A 22,337-nucleotide genomic window follows, 5' to 3' on the forward strand; every position below is an offset into this window, starting at 1 on the left:
ATGACGTCCGTGCCGACGCCCCCGGCCGGGGTCCGGCTCACCGGGATGCCCGCCCTCGCCCCGCTCCTCGCGCGCGGCGCCGTGCTGTCGCCGTTCAAGCGGCCCCGTCCCGACGCCGCTTTCCCCCGCACCCGGCTGGTGCTGCCCGGCCTGCGGATCGACCCCGCCCGGCTCGCGCGCTACGAGCGGGTGTGCGGCTTCCCGGCCGGGGAGGAGACGCTGCCGGTGACGTACCCGCACGTGCTGGGCTTTCCGGCGGCGATGCGGCTGATGAGCGCGTGGGACTTCCCGCTGCCGCTGCTGGGGCTGGTGCACACGTCGCTGCGGATCACCAGGCACCGGGCGCTGGCGACCACCGGCGCGTACGAGCTGACTGTGTACGTCGACGCCCTGGCCCCGCACCGGCGCGGCACGGAGGCCGCCGTGGTCACCGAACTGCGGGAGGCCGGGGACGTGGTGTGGGAGTCACGCAGTACGTACCTGGCCCGGCACCGGACCGCCGGACCGCCCGCGCGGCAGGAGGCGCCGGAGCCCGGTCCCCTGCCCGCCGTCGAGGAGTGGCGGCTGGCCGGGGACGTCGGACGGCGCTACGGTGCCGCCTCCGGCGACCGCAACCCGATCCATCTGCACCCCCTCACCGCGCGGCCCTTCGGCTTCCCCCGCGCCGTCGCGCACGGCATGTGGACCGTGGCCCGCTGCCTCGCCGCGCACGGCACCCCGGACGCGACGCGGGTGCGGGCCGGCTTCAGGGCGCCGGTGCCGCTGCCGGGCACGGTGACGTACGCGGCGAAGGACGGACGCTTCGAGCTGCGCGGCGCCGGCGACCGGGTTCACCTGACCGGGGAGATCCGCCCGGCCTGAGCCGCCACCGGGCCGCCACGGCGGGCCCCGTCGGGGCCGTCAGGGCCGTCAGGGCCGTCAGGGCTCGCGGTGCCGTCGGGGCCCGCCATGTCGCCGGAACCGTCGGTGTCGTTCCCGGGCGGCGTCCAGTGACGGCCGGCCATCAGGTTGCCCAGTCCCGCCCAGGCGAAGTTCATCAGCGTGGCCGCCGACTGCCGGGCCGTGACGCCGGGGGTGGCGTTGGCCCAGTCGGCGAGCGACTCGGCGGCCCCGACCAGCGCCTCCGCGAGCCCGGAGACCTCGCGTTCGGGGAAGTCGCGGTCGGCGGGGGCGTCCCCTGCCCGAGCGCGGCCGGGAGCCGGGGGGAGGGCCTCGCGGGCCGCGGCGAGGATGAGCTGGGTCACGAACGCCACGATCCCGGCGCGCGCCTCGGCGACCTCGGCGGCGAACACCTCCCCGTGCGTACGGGCCTGCAGGTGCAGCACGGCCCAGCCGTCGGGGTGGCGCGCGGTGTGCGTGAAGAACGCCGTGAGCCCCGCCCAGAGCTGCCGGTCGGCGGGCAGCCCCGGGCGGGCGCCCGCGCGCACCGCCTCGGTGAGGGCCTTCGCCTCACGCCGGATGCACGCGGTGAACAGGTCCTCCTTGGAGTTCAGGTACAGGTACACCAACGGCTTGGACACGCCCGCCAGTTCGGCGATCTCGTCCATCGACGCGGCCCTGTACCCCCGTTGGCCGAAGGTCCGCACTGCGGCGTCCAGCATCTGCTGCTCACGGACCGCACGCGGCATCCGCTTGGTCTTCACGGCACCCATGGAACACAGCGTACGGTCCGCCTCCCCCGCGGGCCGTGGCCGTCGTCGTCCGCGCGAGGGGCGCGCCCCGGCACGGTCACCTCCCGGTGCCGGCCGTGACGCGCCCCTCGTGCCGGGGACCCGGGACGTCAGACCGCTGCGGGGACCCGCCGGGGCCCGTCGTCCGCGGCCTCGTCGGCCGGGGACTCCTCGGCCGGGCCCTCGTCGACCGGCGAGGCGTGGACCGAGTCGTAGGCGGCACGGTCGAGCAGGCCCTCGCGGGCGGAGACGATCACCGGGACCAGGGCCTGTCCGGCGACGTTCACCGCCGTGCGGATCATGTCCAGGACGGGGTCGATCGCCAGCAGCAGGCCGACGCCCTCCATGGGCAGGCCGAGCGTGGAGAGGGTCAGGGTGAGCATGACCGTCGCGCCGGTGAGGCCGGCCGTGGCGGCGGAGCCCACCACCGAGACGAACGCGATCAGCAGGTAGTCGCCGACGCCGAGCCGGACGTCGAAGATCTGGGCGACGAAGATCGCGGCGATGGCGGGGTAGATCGCGGCGCAGCCGTCCATCTTCGTGGTCGCCCCGAACGGGACGGCGAAGGACGCGTACTCCTTGGGCACGCCCAGGCGTTCGGTCACCTTCTGGGTCAGCGGCATGGTGCCGACCGAGGAGCGGGAGACGAAGGCGAGCTGGATCGCGGGCCAGGCGCCCTTGAAGAACTGCACGGGGTTGACCTTGGCGACGGTCGCGAGCAGCGCCGGGTAGACGCCGAAGAGGACGATCGCGCAGCCGATGTAGACGTCGGCGGTGAAGGTGGCGTACTGGCCGATCAGGTCCCAGCCGTAGGTGGCGATCGCGTTGCCGATGAGGCCGGCCGTGCCGAGCGGGGCCAGGCGGATGACCCACCACAGGGCCCTCTGCAGGAGCGCGAGGACGGACTCGCTCAGGGCGAGGACCGGCTGGGCCTTCTCGCCGAGCCGGAGGGCGGCGACACCGGCGACGACGGCCATGAAGACGATCTGGAGCACGTTCAGCTCGGTGAACGGCGTGATCACGTCGGTCGGCACGATGCCGGTCAGGAAGTCGATCCAGGACCCGGTCCGCTCGGGCAGGGAGCCGTCGGCGGGCGTGAGGCCGGTGCCCGCGCCCGGGTTGGTGACCAGGCCGATGACCAGGCCGATCGCCACCGCGATCAGCGAGGTGATCATGAACCAGAGGAGGGTGCGCGAGGCCAGCCGGGCCGCGTTGTCGACCTTCCGCAGGTTGGTGACGGACACCAGGATCGCGAAGAAGACCAGCGGGGCGACGGCGAGCTTCAGCAGGCCGATGAAGGTGCCGCCGACCTTCTCCAGGGTGGTGACGAGCCAGGAGAGGTCCTGGCTGCGGGCGAGCCAGCCGAGCAGGACGCCCAGGACGAGGCCGGCGAGTATCTGGGCCCAGAAGGGCGCGCGTACGGGCAGCTTGAAGGACTGCGTGTTCGTGGACACGGACATGCTCCGGTGAGGGGGACGCGTGAGGGATGTGACGTGGGACCCGGGTGGCGGAACGTCGTGACGTCGGCAGGGCGTGACGTCGGTACGGCGTTCGGGACGTCAGGGACGACAGTTCGCGGAAGTGACCCGGCAGAGGTCCACGTGCAGGCGCGCCACGAGCGGAACACTCCGGGGCGTGGGGAACACGGCTGCTGACTTCACCCGGAGACCGTAACACCGAAGCTTTGGGATCCTCAAAGGCTTGCTTTGGGGGATGGGGGGCCGAAGGCGTCCGCATCACGCAAAGCGCCCCGGTTCCAAGGCGGTTGGGAACCGGGGCGCCGACGCGCGGTGTGCGGGTGTGACGGAGGTTACGAGGCCTGGCCCTGGGTCCGCCCCTGCGCGCGGGCGGTGTCGTCGGCCGCGTCCTCCTGGTTGCGGTTGGCCTCCAGGTTGGCCTTCGCCCGGTCCACCCGCCGGACGATGCGCTCGGAGGCCCGGTCCCGCTCCTCGCGCAGCGCCACGAGGCTGATCGGGGCGGAGACCAGCAGCGCGAGCAGCACGATCCACAGACCGTTGGAGTCGCCGAGGCCGCGCGGGGCGAGGCCGGAGTGGACGAGGCCCCAGACGACCACGAGGCAGCCCACGAAGATCCCGAGGCGCATCAGCGTGTAGCGGAGCATCTCATCCACTCTTCCTACGTACGGCCAGAATATCCCAAAGGGACGGCTTCCAGTGAAGCACGGCCGGAGCGCCGTCCCGGCAGGGGGGTGCGGGGCTCAGGTCAGCGGCAGCAGCAGGATGACGTCGTCCCGCTCGTCGCCCGGCGCCACCCGGATCGCCCCGGGGACGCGGCCGACCTCCTTGTAGCCGCAGGAGGCGTAGAAGCGCTCGAGCCCGAGACCGCCGCGGCAGTTGAGGCGTATCGCCTCGATGCCGTCGAGGCCGCGGGCGGCGTCCTCGGCGGCGGCCAGCAGGTCGCGGCCGTAGCCCTTGCCCTGGTGCCGGGGGTGGACCATGACCGTGTAGAGCCAGATCCAGTGGGTCATGAGCCGGTGGCCGTTGAAGGTGAGGAACGCCGTCGCGGCCACCCGCCCGTCCTCGTCGCGCCCGACGAGCAGGCGGGAGCGCTTCTCCTCCATCGCCACGAACTGCCGCACCAGCTCGGGGCGGATGTCCTCACGCGTCACGGGCGGCACGAAACCGACCGCTCCGCCCGCGTTGCTGACATCGGCCCACAGGTCCAGGATGCCGTCCCGGAGTTCCGGGGTGACATCGGGATCGAGTGCAAAGGTAAGGGGCATGTGAGCACGTTACCTGTTACTCAAGCGCTCGTGCCGCGCATTTTCCCCGGGGGCGGAGCGCCACTTCACATCCGCATCGGCTGCGGCGATTCGCGGCGCGCCGGGTCGGGGCCGTCGTACTCCCGGATGATCTCGTACCGCGTGTTCCGCTCCACCGGCCGGAACCCGGCGTCCCTGATGAGGTCGAGCAGGTCCTCACGGGTCAGCTTGTTCGGCGTGCCGTAGTTGTCCGCGTCGTGCGTGATCTTGTACTCGACGACCGAGCCGTCCATGTCGTCGGCGCCGTGCTGGAGCGCGAGCTGTGCGGTCCCCACGCCGTGCATCACCCAGAACACCTTGACGTGGGGCACGTTGTCGAAGAGCAGCCGTGACACGGCGAAGGTCTTCAGCGCCTCCGCGCCGGTCGCCATCTGGGTGCGGGCCTGGAGCCGGTTGCGTACCTTGCCGTCCTTCATGTCGACGAAGTCGTGCTGGTAGCGCAGCGGGATGAAGACCTGGAAGCCGCCGGTCTCGTCCTGCAGTTCACGCAGCCGCAGCACGTGGTCCACGCGGTGGCGGGGCTCCTCGATGTGGCCGTAGAGCATGGTGCACGGGGTCTTCAGTCCCTTCTCGTGCGCCAGGCGGTGGATGCGCGACCAGTCCTCCCAGTGGGTGCGGTGGTCGACGATGTGCTGCCGCACCTCCCAGTCGAAGATCTCCGCGCCGCCGCCGGTGAGGGACTCCAGGCCGGCGTCGATCAGCTCGTCGAGGATCTCGGAGGCGGACAGCCCGGAGATGGTCTCGAAGTGGTGGATCTCGGTGGCGGTGAACGCCTTCAGGGAGACGCCCGGCAGCGCGGCCTTCAGTTCCCTGAGCGAGCGCGGGTAGTACCGCCAGGGCAGGTTGGGGTGCAGCCCGTTGACGATGTGCAGTTCGGTCAGGTTCTCCGGCTCCATCGCCCTGGCGAGCTTCACCGCCTCCTCGATGCGCATGGTGTACGCGTCCTTCTCCCCCGGCTTGCGCTGGAAGGAGCAGTAGGCGCAGGAGGCGGTGCACACGTTCGTCATGTTGAGGTGGCGGTTGACGTTGAAGTGCACGACGTCGCCGTTCAGCCGCGTCCGCACCTCGTGGGCCAGCCCGCCGAGCCAGGCCAGGTCGTCCGACTCGTACAGCGCGATGCCGTCCTCACGGGTCAGGCGGACACCCGCCCCGACCTTCTCCTCCAGCTCGCGCTTGAGCCCGACGTCCATGCCGATCCCTCTTTTCCTCGACCGCTTCAGGCAGACCCCGTCAACCGTACGCCCCGGTCACTGCACCTCTTCGGGCAGCTCACCGACCCGGTTCTCCCACTTCGTGGAGAGCACGATCGTCGTACGGGTCCGGGAGACCCCCTTGGTCCCGGACAGCCGGCGGATGATCTTCTCCAGCCCGTCCACGTCGGTCGCCCGCACCTTGAGCATGAAGGAGTCGTCGCCGGCGATGAACCAGCAGTCCTCGATCTCCTTCAGGTCCCGCAGCCGCTGCGCCACGTCCTCGTGGTCGGCGGCGTCGGAGAGCGAGATGCCGATCAGGGCGATGACGCCGAGGCCGAGCGAGGCGGCGTCCACGGTGGCGCGGTAACCGGTGATGACACCGGCCGCCTCCAGCCGGTTGATGCGGTCGGTGACGCTGGGTCCCGACAGGCCGACGAGGCGTCCCAGCTCCGCGTAGGAGGCCCGGCCGTTCTCTCTCAGGGCCTGGATGAGCTGCCTGTCCACCGCGTCCATCGAATCGGAGCCTTCCGCTGAAGAGGTACGAACGTTCCTGAAGAGGTGGTGCTGTGCGGCCGCCGGAGGGCTCACCCGGTGCGGGACCCGCCGCCGAGTCCGCCCTCCCAGCGGCGGTAGAGGCGGTGCTCGACGCCCGCCGCGTCGAGTACGCGCCCGGCGACGAAGTCGACCAGGTCCTGGATGTGCGTCGCGCCCGCGTAGAAGGCCGGTGAGGCGGGCACCACGGTCGCGCCCGCGTCGTCGAGGGCGACCAGGTGCCGCAGGGTCTGGCCGTTCAACGGGGTCTCCCGCACGGCCACCACCAGCGTGCGCCCCTCCTTGAGGGTCACGCTCGCCGCCCGCTGCAACAGGTCCTTGGACAGCCCGATCGCCACCCCGGCCACGCAGGCCGTGGAGGCGGGCACGATCAGCATGCCCTTGCTCGGGTACGACCCCGAGGACGGCCCGGCCGCCAGGTCACCGGCGGCCCAGTGCCGTACCCCGTCGAGGTCGGCCGAGAAGGTGTCCGGCTTGCCGTCCGCGCCCCGGGAGAGCCACTGCCGCAGGTCGTCACGCCAGTGGGCGTCACGGAAGGAGATGCCGGTCTCGTCCAGCAGGGTGAGCCGCGAGGCCCGGCTGACGACCAGGTCGACGTTCTCGCCGGCGGCGAGCAGCCCGCGCAGCACAGCGGCTGCGTAGGGCGTCCCGGATGCCCCCGACACCCCCACGATCCAAGGCTTGCGCCGCATTTCTCCTGCGTTCACATCTCGAGCCTACCGGTGGAGCGGGGGGTGACCGTGCTCAGGACCGGTCGGGGCCCGTGGGTCCACGGGCCGCCGGTGGGCCGCAACGTACTCAGACGGTCAGACCGCGAACCAGCAGATCCAGCAGCGCGCACCCGAACAGGGCAATGCCGATGAAGCCGTTGACGCTGAAGAAGGCCCTGTTCAGGCGGGACAGGTCGGTCGGGCGGACGAGGGTGTGCTCGTAGACGAAGGCGCCGGCGACGATCAGCAGGCCGAGCCAGAAGAAGGCGCCGGCACCGGTGAGGACGGCGTACCAGACGAGCAGGGCCGTCGTGACGGTGTGGCAGGCGCGGGCGCCCCGGATCGCGGCGGGGACGCCGAAGCGGGCCGGGACCGACCTCACGCCGGTCTCGCGGTCCGCCTCGACGTCCTGGCAGGCGTAGATCAGGTCGAAGCCGCCGATCCAGACACCGACCGCCAGGCCGAGGACCACCGCGTCCCAGGACCAGGAGCCGGTGACGGCGAGCCAGCCGCCGATCGGGCCCATCGCCTGCGCGAGGCCCAGGATGGCCTGCGGGAAGTCGGTGAACCGCTTGCCGTACGGATACACCACCATCGGGATCACGGCGACCGGCGCGAGGACGAGGCAGAGCGGGTTGAGCAGTGCCGCCGCGCCCAGGAAGACGACGAGGGCGATGAGCGCGCCGGTCCACGCGTGCTTCACCGACATCGCGCCGGTGACCAGCTCGCGGTGCGCGGTGCGCGGGTTGCGGGCGTCGATCTCGCGGTCGATGATCCGGTTGGCGGCCATCGCGAAGGTGCGCAGGCCGACCATGGCGAGGGTGACCAGCAGCAGCCGGCCCCAGTGGATGTTCCCGTCCCACTCGTGCATCGCGGTCAGCGCGGCGATGTAGGCGAAGGGGAGGGCGAAGACCGAGTGCTCGATCATCACCAGGCGCAGGAAGGCCCTGGTGCGTCCCGGCTGCCGGGGAAGCGCGGCGGAGGCCGGGGTCACAGTCCGTACTCCTTCCAGCGGCGGTCGACCAGCGCGGCCGTGTCCGGGTCGGACTCGACCATGTCGGGCCAGCCGCCGTCGCGCGTGTACCCCTCCTCGGGCCACTTCCGCGTCGCGTCGATGCCCGCCTTGCCGCCCCAGAACTGCTGGTAGGAGGCGTGGTCGAGATGGTCGACGGGGCCCTCGACGACGGTGAGGTCACGGGCGTAGTCGGTGTTGCCGAGCGCCCGCCAGGAGACCTCGTGCAGGTCGTGCACGTCGCAGTCGGCGTCGACGACCACGATCAGCTTGGTCAGCGACATCATGTGGGCGCCCCAGACGGCGTGCATGACCTTCTGCGCGTGCTTGGGGTACTTCTTGTCGATCGAGACGATGGCGCAGTTGTGGAAGCCGCCGGACTCGGGGAGGTGGTAGTCCACGATGTCCGGGACGATGATCTTGAGCAGGGGCAGGAAGAAGCGCTCCGTCGCCCGGCCCAGCGGACCGTCCTCCGTCGGCGGGCGGCCGACCACGATCGACTGGAGCAGCGGCCGCTTCCGCATCGTCACGCAGTCGATCGTCAGGGCGGGGAAGGGTTCCTGCGGGGTGTAGAAGCCGGTGTGGTCGCCGAACGGCCCCTCGGGCAGCGTCTCGCCCGGCTCCAGCCAGCCCTCGAGCACGACCTCCGCCTGCGCCGGGACCTGGAGCGGGACCGTCTTGCAGTCGACCATCTCGATCCGCCTGCCCTGCACGAACCCGGCGAACAGGTACTCGTCGATGTCGCCGGGGAGCGGGGCGGTGGAGGCGTAGGTCACGGCCGGCGGGCAGCCGAAGGCGATGGCGACCGGGAGCCGCTCACCGCGCCGGGCGGCCACCTGGTAGTGGTTGCGGCTGTCCTTGTGGATCTGCCAGTGCATGCCGATGGTGCGCTTGTCGTGGCGCTGGAGGCGGTACAGGCCCAGGTTGCGGACGCCCGTCTCCGGGTCCTTGGTGTGGGTCAGGCCCAGGTTGAAGAAGGAGCCGCCGTCCTTGGGCCAGGTGAACAGGGCGGGGAGCTGTTCGAGGTCCACGTCGTCGCCGGTGAGCACGATGTCGTGCACCGGGGCGTCCTTGACCTTCTTCGGCGGTACGTGGGTCATCGCGCCGAGCTTCCCGAAGGCCTCGCGCACACCGACGAAGCCCTGCGGCAGCTCGGGCTTGAGCAGTCCGCCGATCTTCTCGCCGATCTCCGCGTAGGACTTCAGGCCGAGCGCCTTCAGCAGGCGGCGGTCGGTGCCGTACACGTTCATCGCGAGGGGCATGCGCGAGCCGCGTACGTTCTCGAAGAGCAGGGCGGGACCGCCGGCCTTCTGCACCCGGTCGACGATCTCACCGACCTCGAGGTACGGGTCGACCTCGGCCTTGATGCGCTGGAGGTCGCCCTCGCGCTCCAGCGCCCTGAGCAGGGAGCGAAGATCGTCGTAAGCCATGGGGCCAAGTATCCCCGAGCGGTTACCCTGGCCCTGTACCGCCCACCGCTTTCGCTGGAGAGGACCCATGCTTCGCGTGCTGATGTTCCTCGTGCCACTGGCCCTGAGCGTGTACGCGTTCATCGACTGCATCAGTACGAAGGACGACGACATCCGTCACATGCCCAAGCCACTGTGGGCGATCCTGGTACTGGTGTTCCCGCTGGTCGGTTCGATCTCGTGGCTCATCGCCGGGAAGAAGCGGCATCCCGCGGGCGGCTCCGCCGGCACCACGTGGGGCCGGGGCGGCGGCCGGCGGCAGTGGGTGGCCCCCGACGACAACCCCGACTTCCTCAAGTCACTGGGCGACGACAGGCCCGGGGGCGGCAAGGACGTGGACAGGGACCGGGACGAGAACCGGGACGAGAACCGGGACGGGGACAAGGACGGGCGCGACCGGGGCGAGTGAACCTGCCCGACCGGATCCGGTGTGAAGGCGGGCGGGACCCCGTGGCGGGTCAGCCGAGTTGCTTGACCCGGGCGCCGGTGAGGGCCCGGTCGAAGGCCCGTGCGTCGCGGACGGCGCCGGGGAAGAAGTCGCCCGCCACCCCGACGCCCGCCCCGACGTCGGTTCCGTCCGCCCCGCAGGTCGGGGAGCGCCGGCCCGCTCGTGCTGGACGGCAGCGCGGGCGTACGGGGGTGGTTCCTGGACCCGGTCCCGCCGGGCCGGGCGCCGGTCGGCACCGGGGTGTGTTTCGGTACGCAGGCGGGCCGGGTCGGTGTCCTCGAGGTGACCGCCGTTCCGGACCCCGGTCACCTGATGGTCGCGGTGACGGTCCGGCAGCTGCCCTCGTGAGCGGCGCCGCCGTGTCCCGCCCCGCGGGGGCTGCGCCGCGAGGGCGTCAGCGCAGGCGGGACGAGGACAGGATCGACAGCAGGTGGGCCGGGACCATCACCCACGTGATGACGGCGAGCGCGCCCAGGGCCCAGCGGGTCGGTTCGATGCCGCCGGTCACCTCGTCGGCGACCGCCGCGACGAGGAGGACGAGGGAGGCCTCGATGCCGTTGGTCACCCGGTGGATCCTGAACGCGGCGGCGATGCGGCGCACGGTGGCCACGCCCTGGGAGCGCGGGCGGGTCGACTCGTCGTCGGCCACGGCCAGTCCGCGCCGGGCGCGGGCGACGTCCACCAGGTCGGTGGACGCCTTGAGCAGGACGACGCCGAGGGCGGCGGCGATGCCGACCGACAGCCAGCCGCCGGCGCCCGACTCGGCGGCGCGGTAACCGGCGCCCGCCAGCAGCGCCGCGTCCGCGAGGTACGCGCCGAGCCGGTCGACGTAGATGCCGGCCGCGCTGTTCTGGCCCTTCCAGCGGGCGACCTCGCCGTCCACGCAGTCGAAGAGCAGGAACAGCTGCATGAGGATCACGGCGAGGACCGCGCCGGTCAGGCCCGGGATCATCAGCGCGGCACCGGCGGCGACACCGCAGACGACCATGGTCCAGGTCAGCTGGTCCGGGGTGACCGGTGTGCGCACCAGGTGACGGGTGGCGCGCAGGGAGATCCTGCGCATGTACAGCCGGCCGGCCCAGTGCTCGCCGTTGCGGCTCGCCAGCTTGGCCTGCGGCTGGCAGACCTCCCGCAGCTCCTCAAGTGCCGGAGCACCCATGACCGTTCCTCCCACCCGGGCCCGACTGCCGCCCCTGCGGCGGTGATCGGGCCAGGGTACAGAGCCGGCCGGGCGGGCCCGACGCGGGCCACCGGCGGGAGGGACCGGGCGCGCGGGCGGGTCAGAATCCCGCGGACCGCAGCACGCCCAGGCCGACGTCCGCGTACGAGTGCTTGCCGGAGACGAAGATGTTCACGCCGTAGTAGTTGAACAGCCAGCAGCCGAAGGCGACCAGGGCCAGGTAGGCGGCCTTGCGGCCCTTCCAGCCGGCGGTGGCGCGGGCGTGCAGGTAGCCGGCGTAGGCGACCCAGGTGATGAAGGACCAGGTCTCCTTGGGGTCCCAGCCCCAGTAGCGGCCCCAGGCGTCGCCGGCCCAGATGGCGCCCGCGATGATCGTGAACGTCCACAGCGGGAAGACGGCCGCGTTGACGCGGTAGGCGAACTTGTCCAGCGAGGCGGAGGCCGGCAGCCGCTCCAGGACGGACGTGGCGAAGCTGCCGGGCTTGCCGCCGCCCGCGAGCTTGTTCTCGTAGGAGTCCTTGAACAGGTACAGGATCGCGCCGACCGCGCCGACGTAGAACACCGCGCCGCACAGGATCGCCGTGGAGACGTGGATGTACAGCCAGTACGAGTGGAGCGCGGGGACGAGCTGGTCGCTCTCGGTGTAGAGGACGGTGACGGCCAGACCGAGGTCGAGGAGGACCGAGGTGGTCAGGAACAGGCCGAGCCAGCGCACGTTCTTCCTCAGCGCCAGCAGCAGGAGGTACACGCCGACCGCGGTGGTGGAGAAGGTGATGTTGAACTCGTACATGTTGCCCCACGGCGCCCGCTCCACGGACAGCGCGCGGGCGAGCACCCCGGCGAGCGCGAGCAGGAACCCGAGCACGGTGAGGGAGACGGCGATGCGCCCGTAGAGGTCGCCCTGCTCGTCCCCGCCGTGCGCACCGGGACCGTCGGGCACGTCCCGGGATCCGGACGCGGCCCGTACGACCACCTTCGGCCGCTCCAGTACGGCGGTGCCGCCGGCCTGGTGGACGGTGACGGGCGGTGCCGCCTTCTTCACCGCACCCTTCGGGGTGAGGGCGGCCGCGGTGCGGGCGACCTTGCTGCGGCTACCGAGGATCCACTCCGCGATGTAGGCGAAGAAGGCCAGGGTGTAGACCGCCATCGCGGAGTAGATCAGCACGTTGCTGATCTCCGCGAGGTTCTCGTTGGTCGCGGCGGCGAGAGTCGTCACTGCTGCTCAGCCCCTTCGGCAGGCACGGCTTCAGGATCGGTGTCGGCGGTTTCGGATGTCTTCGGGGAGGCGTGGTCGGGCCCGGGCGTGCCCGGTGCCCGGTCGTACAGGATTCCGGCCAGTTCGCCGAGCTCCTCGGGCACCTTCGCGGACTCGCTGCGGCCGAGCCCGGCCATCTCGACGACCGTGACGCCGTCGGCACCCCGGACCGCCCGCACCCAGACGCGGCGGCGCTGGATGAACAGGGAGGCCGCGAGACCGCCGATCGCGGCGACGGCGCCGCCCAGCGCCCAGCCGCCGCCCGGCTCCTGGACGACCTGGAAGCCGGCCCACTCCTTGATGTCCTTCTCGAAGGTGACCGAGCCGGCGCCGTCGGGGAGCGTCATGGTCTCGCCGGGCGTGAGCAGCTTCTTGAACAGCTCGCCCTCGGCGTCCTTGAACTCCTTCATCTTGGTCTTGTCCATCTGGTACACGCTCTGCGGAATGCCGGAGTCGGCCTTCAGGTCGCCGTGGTAGGCGGACAGGGCGAGCACCGGATAGTCCGGCGCCGGGAACTGGGAGAGCATCGTGCCGCTGGCCGAGCCGCCGAAGGTGGGCACGAAGAAGGCGTTGAAGCCGAGCTGCTCCTTGTCGCCCTCGGGGTTGCGGTAGCCGTCGAGGACCTTGACCACGCCGGAGGAGGTGACGTTGGCGTCCAGCGGCAGCAGCGGCACGGCGTCCTGGAAGACGATGTTCCCCTTGCCGTCGCGGACGGTGACGACCGGCGCGTAGCCGTGGCTGACCAGGTAGACCTTGGCGTCGCCGATCTCCAGCGGCTTGTTCACCTTGATGACGGCCGTCTTCTCCGCGCCCCCGGCACCCTCGGTGTAGGTGACCTCGGACTGGTACGTGCGCGGGGTGCCCTTGTTGGGGCCGGTGCGCTCGTAGGTGCCGGTGAATTCCTTCACGTCGAAGCTGAACGGCACCAGGTCGTCGTTGGTGAAGAGGTTGCCGGACTTGAAGTCGTCGTACTGGGTGAGCGTGTTGGAGAAGCCGTTGCCCTCGACGATCAGCTTGTTGCCCTCGGACTTGAACAGCTGGCCCCAGCCGAAGGCGATCAGCATCACGATCAGCGCGACGTGGAAGAGCAGATTGCCGACCTCGCGCAGATAGCCCTTCTCGGCGGCGACGGCGTCACCGGCGAGGTGGGCGCGGAAGCGGCGCTTCCGCAGCAGGGCGAGAGCGGCCTCGCGGACCTCCTCGGGCTCCGCGCCGGTGCGCCAGGCGGTGTGGGCGGGCAGCCGGGTCAGCCGGCGGGGCGCGCCCGGCGGGCGGCCGCGCAGCTGGCCCACGAACTGCCAGGTCCTCGGGATGATGCAGCCGATGAGGGAGACGAACAGCAGGATGTAGATCGCCGAGAACCACACCGAGCTGTAGACGTTGAACAGGCCGAGCGTGTCGTAGACCGGCGCGAGGGTCTCGTGCCGCTCGCGGAAGGCGGCCACCTCGGTCTCGTCGATCCCGGTCTGCGGGATGAGCGAGCCGGGGATCGCGGCCAGCGAGAGCAGCAGGAGCAGCAGCAGCGCGACCCGCATCGAGGTGAGCTGCCGCCAGAACCAGCGGGCCCAGCCGATGACGCCCAGGGCGGGCAGGTGGGGCGGCTCCTCCCCGGGGGCGGTGGACAGCTGGGCCCCGGCGGCGCCGAGGTCCTGGTCGTCGCCGGTCCTCGGGGTGGTGTCCGTCGTGGTGTCGCTCATCGGTCAGATCCCCACAGTGAAGCCGTTGGACCAGGTCTGCATCTGCGCCACGATGCCGTCCCACGCGCCGGTCAGCAGCAGCACACCGGTCACGATCATCATCGTGCCGCCCGCGCGCAGGACCCAGACGTAGTGCCGCTTGACCCAGCCGAAGGCACCGAGCGCCTTGCGGAAGGCCACGGCGGCGAGCACGAAGGGCAGGCCCAGTCCCAGACAGTACGCGACGGTCAGTACGGCGCCGCGGCCGGCGCTCTCCTGCTGGGCGGAGAGGGTCAGTACGGAGGCGAGGGTGGGGCCGATGCAGGGGGTCCAGCCGATGCCGAACAGGGCGCCGAGGACGGGGGCGCCGACCAGCCCGGTCGCCGGGCGCCGGTGGAAGCGGAACTCGCGCTGGGTGAGCCAGGGCATCAGGCCCATGAAGAAGACGCCCATGAGGATCATGAGGACGCCGAGCACCTTGGACAGCACGCCCGACTGCTCCTGCAGGGTCTGCCCGAAGTAGCCGAAGAAGGCGCCGCCGGAGACGAACACGGCGGTGAAGCCGAGCACGAACAGCGAGGCGCCGGCGGCCATCCGGCCGCGCCGGGCCTCGGCCAGGTCGGTGCCGGAGACGCCGGTGACGTAGGAGAGGTAGCCGGGGACCAGTGGCAGCACGCACGGCGAGAAGAAGGAGACGAGCCCGCCGAGCAGGGCGATGGGCAGGGCGACCAGCAGGGCGCCGTCGAGCACCGTCGCGTTGGGGTCGGTCGCGGCGGCGAGCGTGTGCAGGGCCGTCACGTCACTTCTCCGCGACGACCGGCTCGAGCATCTTCAGCAGGCGTTCCTCGCTGAGCGGGGACAGCGTGCGGGCGGCGATCTTCCCGTCCCGGTCCAGGATCAGGGTGGAGGGGATCGCCTGCGGGTTGAGGGTGCCCTTCTCGAAGCGGAGCATCAGCTTGCCCGTGGGGTCGTACAGGCTCGGGTAGGTGATGCCGAAGTCCTTCTCGAAGGCGAGCGCGGCGCCGGTGCTGGTGTCCCGGGTGTTGATGCCGACGAACTGCACGCCCCGGTCGGCGTACTCCTCGGACACCTTGGCGAAGTACTTGGCCTCCGCGCGGCACGGGTTGCACCAGGAGCCCCAGACGTTGAGGACGACGACCTTGCCCCGGTAGTCGGCGACGTCGAGCCGCTCGCCCTCGAGGGTCTTCCCGGACAGGTCGGGGGCGGCGTCGCGCTCACCCTCGGCGACCGTGGAGATGCCGTCGCTGCCGGTGACGAAGTTGGTGTCGCCGCCCCCGCCGGACGTCGCGCCGGAGCCGCACGCGGAGAGGAGCAGCGCGGCCGCGGCGGCACCGGCGGCCAGGGCGGCGCGACGGCGGACGCGGGGGGCGCGGGTCGAGCGCTGGGGGGCTCCCGCCGAGTACTGGAAGGCTCGGTTCGAGCGCTGGGGGGCGCGGCTGGCGGCACTCATGTGAAAAGTTTCGCATGCCCGTTCCGGGGATCTTGCGCACCCCCCTGACGGGCGGAAAACCGCATATCAGGCAGGTTCCCGCGGGCCCGTTGCGGTGGTGGTGCCCGTGGCCTTCAGGAAGTCCTTCCAGCCACCTGCCGGTTCCTGGCCGACGTCCAGGGTGCGCAGCCGGTCCAGCACCTGCGGCTTCTGCGCGTCGAGCCAGTCGACGAGCTGCCGGAAGGAGACGAGCCTCACGTCGCCGCCCTTCTCCTTCTCCCGCGCGATGTGCTTGAGCGCCGCCTCCACGGCGTCCATGTAGATGCCGCCGTTCCACTGCTCGAAGTGGTTGCCGACGAAGAAGGGCGCCCTGTTCGTCTCGTACGCCCGCCGGAAGCCGGCTATGTACGCCCGGGTCGACTGCTCCCGCCAGCGCGGATGGTGGTGGGCGGGTGCGTTGGTCGAGTTGAGCGACTGGTTGGCGAGCATGTTGTAGTCCATCGACAGGACCTCGAAGGAGCGCCCGGGAAAAGGTATCTGCTGCAGCGGAAGGTCCCACATGCCCTGCTTCTTCGACGGCCAGACCTGCCGCCCGCCCGGTGAGGAGGCGTCGTAGCGCCAGCCGAGCTCGCGGGCGGCGGGCAGCAGGTTGTCCTGGCCGAGCAGACAGGGCGTACGGCCGCCGACGAGTTCCCTGTCGTAGTCGAAGGGCAGGGACTCCAGGTCGGTCCAGCCGGAGTTGGTCCGCCACTCCTTCACGAACGACATGGCCTGCTCCGTCTCGCTGCGCCACTGCCGCGGCGTCCAGTTGCCGACGCTGCCGGGGCCGGCGCAGAAGTGGCCGTTGAAGTGGGTGCCGATCTCGTGGCCCTCGAGCCAGGCGCGGCGGACGTTCCTCAGCGTGTCCTTGATGTGGTCGTCGGTGAGGTAGCCGATGTCGCAGGCGCCGCGCGGGTTGTTCGGCGGGTCGTAGAGCCGCTTCTTCGACTCGGGGAGCAGATACACGCCCGAGAGGAAGAAGGTCATGTGCGCGCCGTGCTCCTTGGCGAGGTCCAGGAAGCGCGGGAAGAGCCCGTTGCCGACCTCGCCGGCCCCGTCCCAGGAGAAGACGACGAACTGCGGCGGGGTCCGGCCCGGCTCCAGCGGCACCGGCCGGGCGGGCTGGTGCGGCTGCCTGCCGGTGAAGGAGGTGGAGCCGTCGCCGATCGGACGGGCCCGCTTCGACGGCTCGGGCCCGGGCGCCCCGGACCGGTCCCCGCCCCCCGGGCGGGAGCCTTCGGCACGGGTCGCGCCGTGCGGGCCGGGGCCGGCGCAGCCGGCCGGCGGGACGGCGGCGGCAGCCGCGCCGAGCCCGATCACCGCCCTGCGGGTGAGAGCGCGCATGACATCCCCGTTCGTCACGTCCTCCGGTGGTCACCCACTCAGAGGACGTGACGGAGGCGGGGGTTCCCCGTACGTGCGGAGGTTTCGCGAGGAAGCCCGGCGGCGTCCCGCGACGGCCGGCCCCTCCGCGCGTCACGCCCCGAAGGCCTTGCCCTTCCCCTTCACCGGCTTGGCGCCGGCGAGCAGATGGGCGGGGACGAGATCCCGGGCCGGCTCGCTGTAGCCGACGGAGACGATCCGGTCGCCCCGGTAGGTGAAGGTGGTCAGCGAGGCGAGCGTGCACTGCCGCTTGCGCGGGTCGTGCCACAGGCGCCGCTTCTCCACGTAGGACCGCACGATCCAGATCGGCAGCTGGTGGCTGACCAGCACCGCCTCGTGCCCGCGCGCCGCGTCCCTGGCCGCGTGCAGCGCGCCCATCATGCGGATGACCTGGTCGACGTACGGCTCGCCCCAGGACGGCTTGAACGGGTTGACGACGTGCTTCCAGTTGGCCGGGTGGCGCAGCGCGCCGTCGCCGATGCCGAAGGTCTTGCCCTGGAAGACGTTCCCGGCCTCGATCAGCCGCTCGTCGGTGGCGATGTCCAGGCCGTGCGCCTCGGCGATCGGCTCGGCCGTCTCCTGTGCCCGCTCCAGCGGGGAGGCGCCGACGTGGACGACGTCCCGGGTGGCGAGGTGCTCCCCCACCCGGTCGGCCATGCGCCGGCCCAGCTCGGACAGGTGGTAGCCGGCCAGGCGGCCGTACAGGATCCCGTCCGGGTTGGCGACCTCGCCGTGCCGCATCAGGTGGACGACGGTGACGTCGTCGTTCTTCTTCCCGGTGCTCACGCGCTCGCCTCCGCCGCCGCCCGGGCCGCCGCCGGAAGGGCGTCGGCGATCCGCTGCAGGGCCCGCTCGTCGTGCGCGGTGGACACGAACCAGGACTCGAAGGACGACGGCGGCAGGTAGACGCCGTTCGCGAGGAGGGAGTGGAAGAAGGCGGTGAAGCGGAACGACTCCTGCGCCTTGGCGTCCTCGTAGTTCCGCACCGCGCGGTCGGTGAAGAAGACGGAGAACATGTTGGAGGCGTTCTGCAGCGTGTGCGCGACGCCCTCCTTGGCCAGCGCCTCGGTGACGAGGGACTGGATCCGCGCCGAGACGGCGTCGACCTTCTCGTACGCCGCGTCGTCGAGCAGCCGCAGCTGGGCGAGCCCGGCGGCGGTGGCCACGGGATTGCCGGAGAGGGTGCCGGCCTGGTACACGGGACCGGCCGGGGCGAGGTGCGCCATGACGTCGGCGCGTCCGCCGAAGGCCGCGGCCGGGAAGCCGCCGCCCATCACCTTGCCGAAGGTCATCAGGTCGGGCCGTACGCCGTCGACGCCGTACCACCCGGCGCGGCTGGTCCGGAACCCGGTCATGACCTCGTCGGAGATGTACAGCGCGCCGTTCGCGGCGCACGCGTCCTTCAGTCCCTGGTTGAAGCCGGGCAGCGGCGGTACGACGCCCATGTTGCCCGGCGAGGCCTCGGTGATCAGGCAGGCGATCTCACCGGGGTGCGCGGCGAACGCGGCGTGCACGGCGTCGAGGTCGTTGTACGGCAGCACGATGGTGTCGCCGGCCTGGGCGCCGGTGACGCCGGGGGTGTCGGGCAGCGCGAACGTGGCGACCCCGGAGCCCGCCGCGGCGAGCAGCGAGTCGACGTGCCCGTGGTAGCACCCGGCGAACTTGATCACCTTGGTGCGCCGGGTGAACCCGCGGGCGAGGCGGATCGCCGACATGGTGGCCTCGGTCCCGCTGGAGACCAGCCGCACCTGCTCCAGCGGCTCGATCCGGGCGACCATCTCCTCGGCCAGCGCCACCTCGCCCTCACCGGGCGTGCCGAAGGACGTGCCGCGCGCCACGGCCTCCTGGACGGCGGCGATCACCTCGGGGTGCGCGTGCCCGAGGATCATCGGCCCCCAGGAACAGACGAGGTCGACGTACTCCCGTCCGTCCGCGTCGGTCAGATACGGACCGCTGCCGGACACCATGAACCGGGGCGTGCCGCCGACGGCGCGGAAGGCGCGCACCGGGGAGTTCACACCACCGGGAGTGACGGCCGCGGCACGATCGAACAGCGCCTGCGAGGCTTGGGCTTCGTACGAATATGGCAGTTCGCTCATGACCTGCGACTTCTCCGACCTTCTCCGACCTTCTCCGACGTCCCGGGTCGTCCCGGGCTCCGGCTGCGTATGACTTGTTCAGGGTAGGCCAGGGGCGACCTGGGGCATCCGGCCCCCGATCCGCCGTCATCTGCGAAACTGGGCTCGATACACACAGCTCACACGGCCGGGACGGCCGGAGGCTGCGAAGATCCCGCGGGCAGATGTTTCGCCGTACGTTTCGGCGGGCGGCCGTGGGGGAGGTCACTGACACGATGATCGGGTTGCGCGGCGGGGGCCACGCGTCCCAGAAAAGCAGTCGGGTGGAGATATGCATCGCGGTGGCGGACTGGGCGAGGGGACTGATGACCTGGGTCCTCGACGTGCCCGGCGGGGAAGGCACCGACGCGAAGCGGAGAACTCGGGAAGTACGGACGAGACACGCCAGCCACGCGGCGCACCCGGCGAATCCGAGCGGATCGACCGGCGGAGCGGCCCTGCGGGAGGGCCGGGGAGCAGGAATGGTGGTCGGGTGGGGGTGACGTACAAGTATTTCGGCGCGCCGGACGGCGCCACCGCGGCCCGTGTCCCGATCTCGATGCGCCCCGAGGAACTCGGCGGCGACGAGCTCGGCATGAACGGCATGTTCACCAAGATCAAGCCGGAAACCATGGCCGCCATGGTCCTCACCGGCATCGAAGGCGTCCCCCTGCACAAGGTCCCGCCCCTGGAACTGATCGTCCTGCACCCCGACTACGCGGTCGTGAGACTCCCCATGACGGTCGTCGACCCCCTGCGCGGCATAGGCGAGGAAGCGGTCGGCGCGGCGGCCTTCATCTGGTCGACCGTCCCGGACCGGGGCGGCCCCCGGGACGCGTTCAACGTGTACCGGCTCCTGCACGAGTGGCAGGACTTCAGCCACCGGCTGCACGAGGCGGGGCATCAGGCGTACTGCCTGGTGTGGCCCTGAGCCGGGGTTTCACCGGTAACGGGCGGGGGCTTCGGGCCTCGTCCCCGTCAGGGGCGGAGAGGGGCCGTCAAACGGCCGGAGCACTCGGTGGACCCGGTGGAGGACGCCGTCGGCGCGCTCCCGCGCCCGAACGGCCGGTCGCGTGTGCCGGCCGGGCGTCGTGGACTGCGCGCGTGACGGCACGGGTGCTGTACCTGATCACCCGCGCCGCGGGCCCCACCCGGCACATCGGCGGCGGGGTACGCGCCGCGCGGAGCGGCGCGGGGCCGCGACCGGTCCCCTGTCCCGGTCGCGGCCCCGCTGTCCTGGGTGCCGGGGGCGGTCACGAGCCGCAGCAACCGCCCGCCGGGATCTCCTCGGCGGCCCCGCCCGCCGCCGCGGGCGCACCGAGCTGGACGAGCTGCGGCGCGGGCGCGCAGCAGCCGCCGCCGTCGGCCTGCGGGGCCTCGGGGGCGTCGAACAGGCCCGCGCCGCCGCAGACCCCGGTCTCCGGGAGGGTGAGTTCGACGCGGTCGGCGGCGTCGAGGTCGCCGGCGATCGCCGCGGCCACGGAGCGGACCTGCTCGTACCCGGTCATGGCGAGGAAGGTCGGGGCGCGGCCGTAGGACTTCATGCCGACCAGGTAGACGCCCTGTTCGGGGTGGGAGAGTTCGCGGTGGCCGTGGGGATGGACGGTGCCGCAGGAGTGCTGGTTGGGGTCGATCAGCGGGGCGAGTTCCACCGGGGCCTGGAGGCGCTCGTCGAGGTTCAGGCGGATCTCGGAGAGGAAGGACAGGTCGGGGCGGAGACCGGTCAGCACGATCACCTCGTCCACGGGCTCCAGTCGTCGGCCGTCCTCGCCCACCAGGACCAGGCGTCCGTCGCCGTCGCGTTCGAACGCCTCGGTACGGAAGCCCGTGACGGCGTCCGCGTATCCCTTGTCGACGGCGGCCTTCGCGGCGAGGCCGAGGGCGCCGCGGGCGGGCAGCCGGTCGGCGGTGCCACCGCCGAAGGTGGACCCGGAGATGCCCCGGCGCAGGATCCACACCGCGTGCGTCCCGGCTCCGTCCTCGGACGTGGCCAGGTCGGCGAGGCAGGCGAGCGCGGTGAAGGCCGAGGCGCCGGAGCCGATCACGGCGGTGCGCCTGCCCGCGTACCGGGCGCGGACGGCCGGATCCTTCAGGTCGGGCACCCGGTACGTGATGCGGTCGGCCATCGCCTTCTCGCCGAGGGCGGGCAGGCCGCTGCCGCCGGCGGGGGACGGGGTGGTCCACGTGCCGGAGGCGTCGATCACGGCGCGGGCGGACAGGCGCTCCTCACGGCCATCGGCGTGGGTGACGTGGACGACGAAGGGCTGGGACCCCCGGTCGGCGTCGACGACGCGGTCGCGGCCGGCCCGGGAGACACCGGTGACGGTGGCGCCGGTACGGACCTTGTCGCCGAGGGCGTCGGCCAGCGGCCGGAGGTACCGCTCCGCCCAGTCACCACCGGACGGGTACGTCGCGGGGTCGGGACGGGTCCAGCCGGTGGGGGCGAGGAGCTTCTCGGCGGCCGGGTCGACGACCTCGCCCCAGGTGGAGAAAAGCCGCACATGGCTCCACTCGCGAACGGCCGCGCCGGCGCTGTCGCCCGCTTCCAGGACGAGGGGCTCGATGCCGCGCCCGACGAGGTGGGCGGCGGCGGCGAGTCCGGTGGGGCCGGCCCCGATGACGATGACGGGCAGCTGCTGGGTGCTCATGGTGCTCGGTCTCCTCTGTCGGCGAAACGGGGTCAGCGGGCGTGGGCGAACGCGGCCGGCCGGGCGTGCCGCCGGCGTCCGGCCGCTCGGGCGGCGCTGTCGCCGGCCCGGGCGCGGCCGTCGCGGAAACCGGCGCCGGCCGGGTGGCGGGCTGCGCGGCGGGCCCGCGCCCCGGTGAGCACGGCACGGAGGGTGGCGGCCACGACGACCCCTTGCTTCGATGCCTGTCGATACATCGGAGCTTGCCACCCGTATCGACGGGTGTCAACATAGACACATGTCGAAATCAGAGGCCGTGGAGCTGCCCGTCCCGCGGGACGGCGACGTCGTGCCGTGCTGTCCGCCGATCACCGCCGGGGAGCTGTCCCGGGCGGACGCGGAGAAGACGGCCGCCATGTTCAAGGCGCTGTCGGACCCGGTGCGGCTGCGGCTGTTCTCCAAGGTCGCCTCCCACCCGGGCGGGGAGGCGTGCGTGTGCGACATCGCCGACGTCGGCGTCTCCCAGCCGACCGTCTCCCACCACCTCAAGAAGCTGCGCGAGGCCGGCCTGCTGACCTCCGAGCGGCGCGGCACCTGGGTCTACTACCGGGTCGCCCCGTCCGTGGTGGCGGCCATGGCCGCCATGCTCGCCCCGCGCGACTGACCGCCGCCCGGACCGGGCCCGTGCTCAGCCGCCGCGACCGGGCGGGCGGCAGGTACCCCCGGAGCGCGTCCAGGCGGTGGGCCGCCGCCTGCCACCACCACGTCCACGTG

General features: G+C 72.0%; 25 protein-coding genes. 5 read left to right on the forward strand and 20 right to left on the reverse strand.

All coding sequences use genetic code 11. The features are described from left to right. Complete coding sequence (locus ACF07S_RS30990) at positions 1 to 861, forward strand: MaoC family dehydratase (RefSeq protein ID WP_391975724.1); 861 nt, start codon at positions 1 to 3, stop codon at positions 859 to 861. On the opposite strand, the gene ACF07S_RS30995 is transcribed toward ACF07S_RS30990, so the two are convergent. From ACF07S_RS30995 to ACF07S_RS31040, 10 genes are all read right to left on the reverse strand, one after another. Continuing rightward, positions 831 to 1,652, reverse strand: coding sequence for a TetR/AcrR family transcriptional regulator (locus tag ACF07S_RS30995; RefSeq protein WP_391975693.1), 822 nt, complete (start codon positions 1,650 to 1,652; stop codon positions 831 to 833). The two genes, ACF07S_RS30990 and ACF07S_RS30995, sit on opposite strands and share 31 nt — an antisense overlap. A 128-nt stretch (positions 1,653 to 1,780) precedes the next feature. After that, positions 1,781 to 3,130 carry a dicarboxylate/amino acid:cation symporter gene (locus ACF07S_RS31000; RefSeq protein WP_391966033.1) on the reverse strand — a complete coding sequence of 450 codons (1,350 nt, stop codon included), beginning with the start codon at positions 3,128 to 3,130 and terminating at the stop codon, positions 1,781 to 1,783. 99 nt (positions 3,131 to 3,229) lie between these two features. Beyond that, the gene (locus tag ACF07S_RS31005) at positions 3,230 to 3,331 is read right to left on the reverse strand and encodes a putative leader peptide (protein WP_341874749.1); all 102 of its coding nucleotides are present in this window, start codon (positions 3,329 to 3,331) and stop codon (positions 3,230 to 3,232) included. Positions 3,332 to 3,480: 149 nt separating this feature from the next. Beyond that, entirely contained in the window at positions 3,481 to 3,792 is a 312-nt protein-coding gene (locus tag ACF07S_RS31010) for a DUF4229 domain-containing protein (protein ID WP_391975694.1), read from the reverse strand. 96 nt (positions 3,793 to 3,888) lie between these two features. Continuing rightward, a complete protein-coding gene (locus tag ACF07S_RS31015; RefSeq protein WP_391966032.1) occupies positions 3,889 to 4,413 on the reverse strand; it encodes a GNAT family N-acetyltransferase in 525 nt (174 codons plus the stop codon). A gap of 65 nt (positions 4,414 to 4,478) precedes the next feature. Next, positions 4,479 to 5,642 carry an aminofutalosine synthase MqnE gene (gene mqnE / locus ACF07S_RS31020; protein ID WP_391966031.1) on the reverse strand — a complete coding sequence of 388 codons (1,164 nt, stop codon included), beginning with the start codon at positions 5,640 to 5,642 and terminating at the stop codon, positions 4,479 to 4,481. A 57-nt stretch (positions 5,643 to 5,699) separates the two neighbouring features. Then, entirely contained in the window at positions 5,700 to 6,158 is a 459-nt protein-coding gene (locus tag ACF07S_RS31025) for an Lrp/AsnC family transcriptional regulator (RefSeq protein WP_145867908.1), read from the reverse strand. Positions 6,159 to 6,229: 71 nt separating this feature from the next. After that, entirely contained in the window at positions 6,230 to 6,889 is a 660-nt protein-coding gene (locus tag ACF07S_RS31030) for a UbiX family flavin prenyltransferase (RefSeq protein WP_391966146.1), read from the reverse strand. Between the two features lie 106 nt (positions 6,890 to 6,995). Beyond that, positions 6,996 to 7,901: a menaquinone biosynthesis prenyltransferase MqnP gene (gene mqnP / locus ACF07S_RS31035; RefSeq protein WP_391966030.1), complete on the reverse strand. Its 906-nt coding sequence runs from the start codon at positions 7,899 to 7,901 to the stop codon at positions 6,996 to 6,998. Then, a complete protein-coding gene (locus ACF07S_RS31040) occupies positions 7,898 to 9,349 on the reverse strand; it encodes a menaquinone biosynthesis decarboxylase (protein ID WP_391966029.1) in 1,452 nt (483 codons plus the stop codon). The genes mqnP and ACF07S_RS31040 overlap by 4 nt, the downstream gene beginning before the upstream one ends. 67 nt (positions 9,350 to 9,416) lie before the next feature. On the opposite strand from ACF07S_RS31040, the gene ACF07S_RS31045 reads away from it, so the two are divergent. Beyond that, positions 9,417 to 9,797, forward strand: a complete 381-nt coding sequence (locus ACF07S_RS31045) for a PLD nuclease N-terminal domain-containing protein (protein WP_391975695.1) — start codon at positions 9,417 to 9,419, stop codon at positions 9,795 to 9,797. 201 nt (positions 9,798 to 9,998) lie between these two features. Further along, entirely contained in the window at positions 9,999 to 10,184 is a 186-nt protein-coding gene (locus tag ACF07S_RS31050) for a hypothetical protein (RefSeq protein WP_391975696.1), read from the forward strand. 46 nt (positions 10,185 to 10,230) lie between these two features. Here ACF07S_RS31050 and ACF07S_RS31055 read toward each other — a convergent pair whose 3' ends face one another. The 8 genes from ACF07S_RS31055 to hemL all read right to left on the reverse strand — a co-directional run bounded on the left by ACF07S_RS31055 (position 10,231) and on the right by hemL (position 18,918). Continuing rightward, positions 10,231 to 10,995, reverse strand: coding sequence for a CDP-alcohol phosphatidyltransferase family protein (locus ACF07S_RS31055; RefSeq protein ID WP_391975697.1), 765 nt, complete (start codon positions 10,993 to 10,995; stop codon positions 10,231 to 10,233). A 121-nt stretch (positions 10,996 to 11,116) separates the two neighbouring features. Next, entirely contained in the window at positions 11,117 to 12,232 is a 1,116-nt protein-coding gene (gene ccsB / locus ACF07S_RS31060; RefSeq protein ID WP_391966026.1) for a c-type cytochrome biogenesis protein CcsB, read from the reverse strand. After that, the gene (locus ACF07S_RS31065; protein ID WP_391975698.1) at positions 12,229 to 13,968 is read right to left on the reverse strand and encodes a cytochrome c biogenesis protein ResB; all 1,740 of its coding nucleotides are present in this window, start codon (positions 13,966 to 13,968) and stop codon (positions 12,229 to 12,231) included. Before ACF07S_RS31065 ends, ccsB begins: the two co-directional genes overlap by 4 nt. A 3-nt stretch (positions 13,969 to 13,971) precedes the next feature. Next, positions 13,972 to 14,745 (reverse strand): cytochrome c biogenesis CcdA family protein, encoded by a 774-nt coding sequence (locus ACF07S_RS31070; protein ID WP_391966024.1) that lies wholly within the window; start codon positions 14,743 to 14,745, stop codon positions 13,972 to 13,974. Between the two features lies 1 nt (position 14,746). Next, entirely contained in the window at positions 14,747 to 15,418 is a 672-nt protein-coding gene (locus tag ACF07S_RS31075; protein WP_391975699.1) for a TlpA family protein disulfide reductase, read from the reverse strand. Between the two features lie 66 nt (positions 15,419 to 15,484). Further along, on the reverse strand, positions 15,485 to 16,780 hold the full coding sequence (locus ACF07S_RS31080; protein ID WP_391966022.1) for a hypothetical protein: 1,296 nt from the start codon (positions 16,778 to 16,780) through the stop codon (positions 15,485 to 15,487). Between the two features lie 132 nt (positions 16,781 to 16,912). After that, the gene (locus ACF07S_RS31085; RefSeq protein WP_391966145.1) at positions 16,913 to 17,560 is read right to left on the reverse strand and encodes a histidine phosphatase family protein; all 648 of its coding nucleotides are present in this window, start codon (positions 17,558 to 17,560) and stop codon (positions 16,913 to 16,915) included. 41 nt (positions 17,561 to 17,601) lie between these two features. Beyond that, positions 17,602 to 18,918: a glutamate-1-semialdehyde 2,1-aminomutase gene (gene hemL, locus ACF07S_RS31090; protein ID WP_391966021.1), complete on the reverse strand. Its 1,317-nt coding sequence runs from the start codon at positions 18,916 to 18,918 to the stop codon at positions 17,602 to 17,604. A gap of 310 nt (positions 18,919 to 19,228) precedes the next feature. Between hemL and ACF07S_RS31095 the strand changes: the two genes are divergently transcribed. Beyond that, complete coding sequence (locus ACF07S_RS31095; RefSeq protein ID WP_391966020.1) at positions 19,229 to 19,867, forward strand: hypothetical protein; 639 nt, start codon at positions 19,229 to 19,231, stop codon at positions 19,865 to 19,867. A 322-nt stretch (positions 19,868 to 20,189) separates the two neighbouring features. On the opposite strand, the gene ACF07S_RS31100 is transcribed toward ACF07S_RS31095, so the two are convergent. Further along, positions 20,190 to 21,584 (reverse strand): NAD(P)-binding domain-containing protein, encoded by a 1,395-nt coding sequence (locus tag ACF07S_RS31100; protein ID WP_391966019.1) that lies wholly within the window; start codon positions 21,582 to 21,584, stop codon positions 20,190 to 20,192. A gap of 32 nt (positions 21,585 to 21,616) precedes the next feature. Next, the gene (locus ACF07S_RS31105) at positions 21,617 to 21,787 is read right to left on the reverse strand and encodes a hypothetical protein (RefSeq protein WP_391966018.1); all 171 of its coding nucleotides are present in this window, start codon (positions 21,785 to 21,787) and stop codon (positions 21,617 to 21,619) included. 74 nt (positions 21,788 to 21,861) lie between these two features. On the opposite strand from ACF07S_RS31105, the gene ACF07S_RS31110 reads away from it, so the two are divergent. Next, a complete protein-coding gene (locus ACF07S_RS31110) occupies positions 21,862 to 22,227 on the forward strand; it encodes an ArsR/SmtB family transcription factor (protein ID WP_391966017.1) in 366 nt (121 codons plus the stop codon). Positions 22,228 to 22,337: the final 110 nt, after the last annotated feature.

Source organism: Streptomyces sp. NPDC016640 (assembly GCF_043076215.1).
In the GTDB taxonomy this organism is placed as follows: Bacteria; Actinomycetota; Actinomycetes; order Streptomycetales; family Streptomycetaceae; genus Streptomyces.

What these genes read in the sequence shown, in the direction of transcription:
- ACF07S_RS30995 (WP_391975693.1), bottom strand. Translation starts at nt 1,652, where the DNA reads ATGGGTGCCGTGAAGACCAAGCGGATGCCGCGTGCGGTCCGTGAGCAG.
- ACF07S_RS31000 (WP_391966033.1), bottom strand. Translation starts at nt 3,130, where the DNA reads ATGTCCGTGTCCACGAACACGCAGTCCTTCAAGCTGCCCGTACGCGCG.
- ACF07S_RS31080 (WP_391966022.1), bottom strand. Translation starts at nt 16,780, where the DNA reads ATGCGCGCTCTCACCCGCAGGGCGGTGATCGGGCTCGGCGCGGCTGCC.
- ACF07S_RS31085 (WP_391966145.1), bottom strand. Translation starts at nt 17,560, where the DNA reads ATGCGGCACGGCGAGGTCGCCAACCCGGACGGGATCCTGTACGGCCGC.
- ACF07S_RS31075 (WP_391975699.1), bottom strand. Translation starts at nt 15,418, where the DNA reads ATGAGTGCCGCCAGCCGCGCCCCCCAGCGCTCGAACCGAGCCTTCCAG.
- hemL (WP_391966021.1), bottom strand. Translation starts at nt 18,918, where the DNA reads ATGAGCGAACTGCCATATTCGTACGAAGCCCAAGCCTCGCAGGCGCTG.
- ACF07S_RS31030 (WP_391966146.1), bottom strand. Translation starts at nt 6,889, where the DNA reads ATGCGGCGCAAGCCTTGGATCGTGGGGGTGTCGGGGGCATCCGGGACG.
- ACF07S_RS31045 (WP_391975695.1), top strand. Translation starts at nt 9,417, where the DNA reads ATGCTTCGCGTGCTGATGTTCCTCGTGCCACTGGCCCTGAGCGTGTAC.
- ACF07S_RS31010 (WP_391975694.1), bottom strand. Translation starts at nt 3,792, where the DNA reads ATGCTCCGCTACACGCTGATGCGCCTCGGGATCTTCGTGGGCTGCCTC.
- ACF07S_RS31015 (WP_391966032.1), bottom strand. Translation starts at nt 4,413, where the DNA reads ATGCCCCTTACCTTTGCACTCGATCCCGATGTCACCCCGGAACTCCGG.
- ACF07S_RS31110 (WP_391966017.1), top strand. Translation starts at nt 21,862, where the DNA reads ATGTCGAAATCAGAGGCCGTGGAGCTGCCCGTCCCGCGGGACGGCGAC.
- ACF07S_RS31055 (WP_391975697.1), bottom strand. Translation starts at nt 10,995, where the DNA reads ATGGGTGCTCCGGCACTTGAGGAGCTGCGGGAGGTCTGCCAGCCGCAG.
- ACF07S_RS31025 (WP_145867908.1), bottom strand. Translation starts at nt 6,158, where the DNA reads ATGGACGCGGTGGACAGGCAGCTCATCCAGGCCCTGAGAGAGAACGGC.
- ACF07S_RS31065 (WP_391975698.1), bottom strand. Translation starts at nt 13,968, where the DNA reads ATGAGCGACACCACGACGGACACCACCCCGAGGACCGGCGACGACCAG.
- ACF07S_RS31095 (WP_391966020.1), top strand. Translation starts at nt 19,229, where the DNA reads ATGCATCGCGGTGGCGGACTGGGCGAGGGGACTGATGACCTGGGTCCT.
- ACF07S_RS31100 (WP_391966019.1), bottom strand. Translation starts at nt 21,584, where the DNA reads ATGAGCACCCAGCAGCTGCCCGTCATCGTCATCGGGGCCGGCCCCACC.
- ACF07S_RS30990 (WP_391975724.1), top strand. Translation starts at nt 1, where the DNA reads ATGACGTCCGTGCCGACGCCCCCGGCCGGGGTCCGGCTCACCGGGATG.
- ACF07S_RS31040 (WP_391966029.1), bottom strand. Translation starts at nt 9,349, where the DNA reads ATGGCTTACGACGATCTTCGCTCCCTGCTCAGGGCGCTGGAGCGCGAG.
- mqnE (WP_391966031.1), bottom strand. Translation starts at nt 5,642, where the DNA reads ATGGACGTCGGGCTCAAGCGCGAGCTGGAGGAGAAGGTCGGGGCGGGT.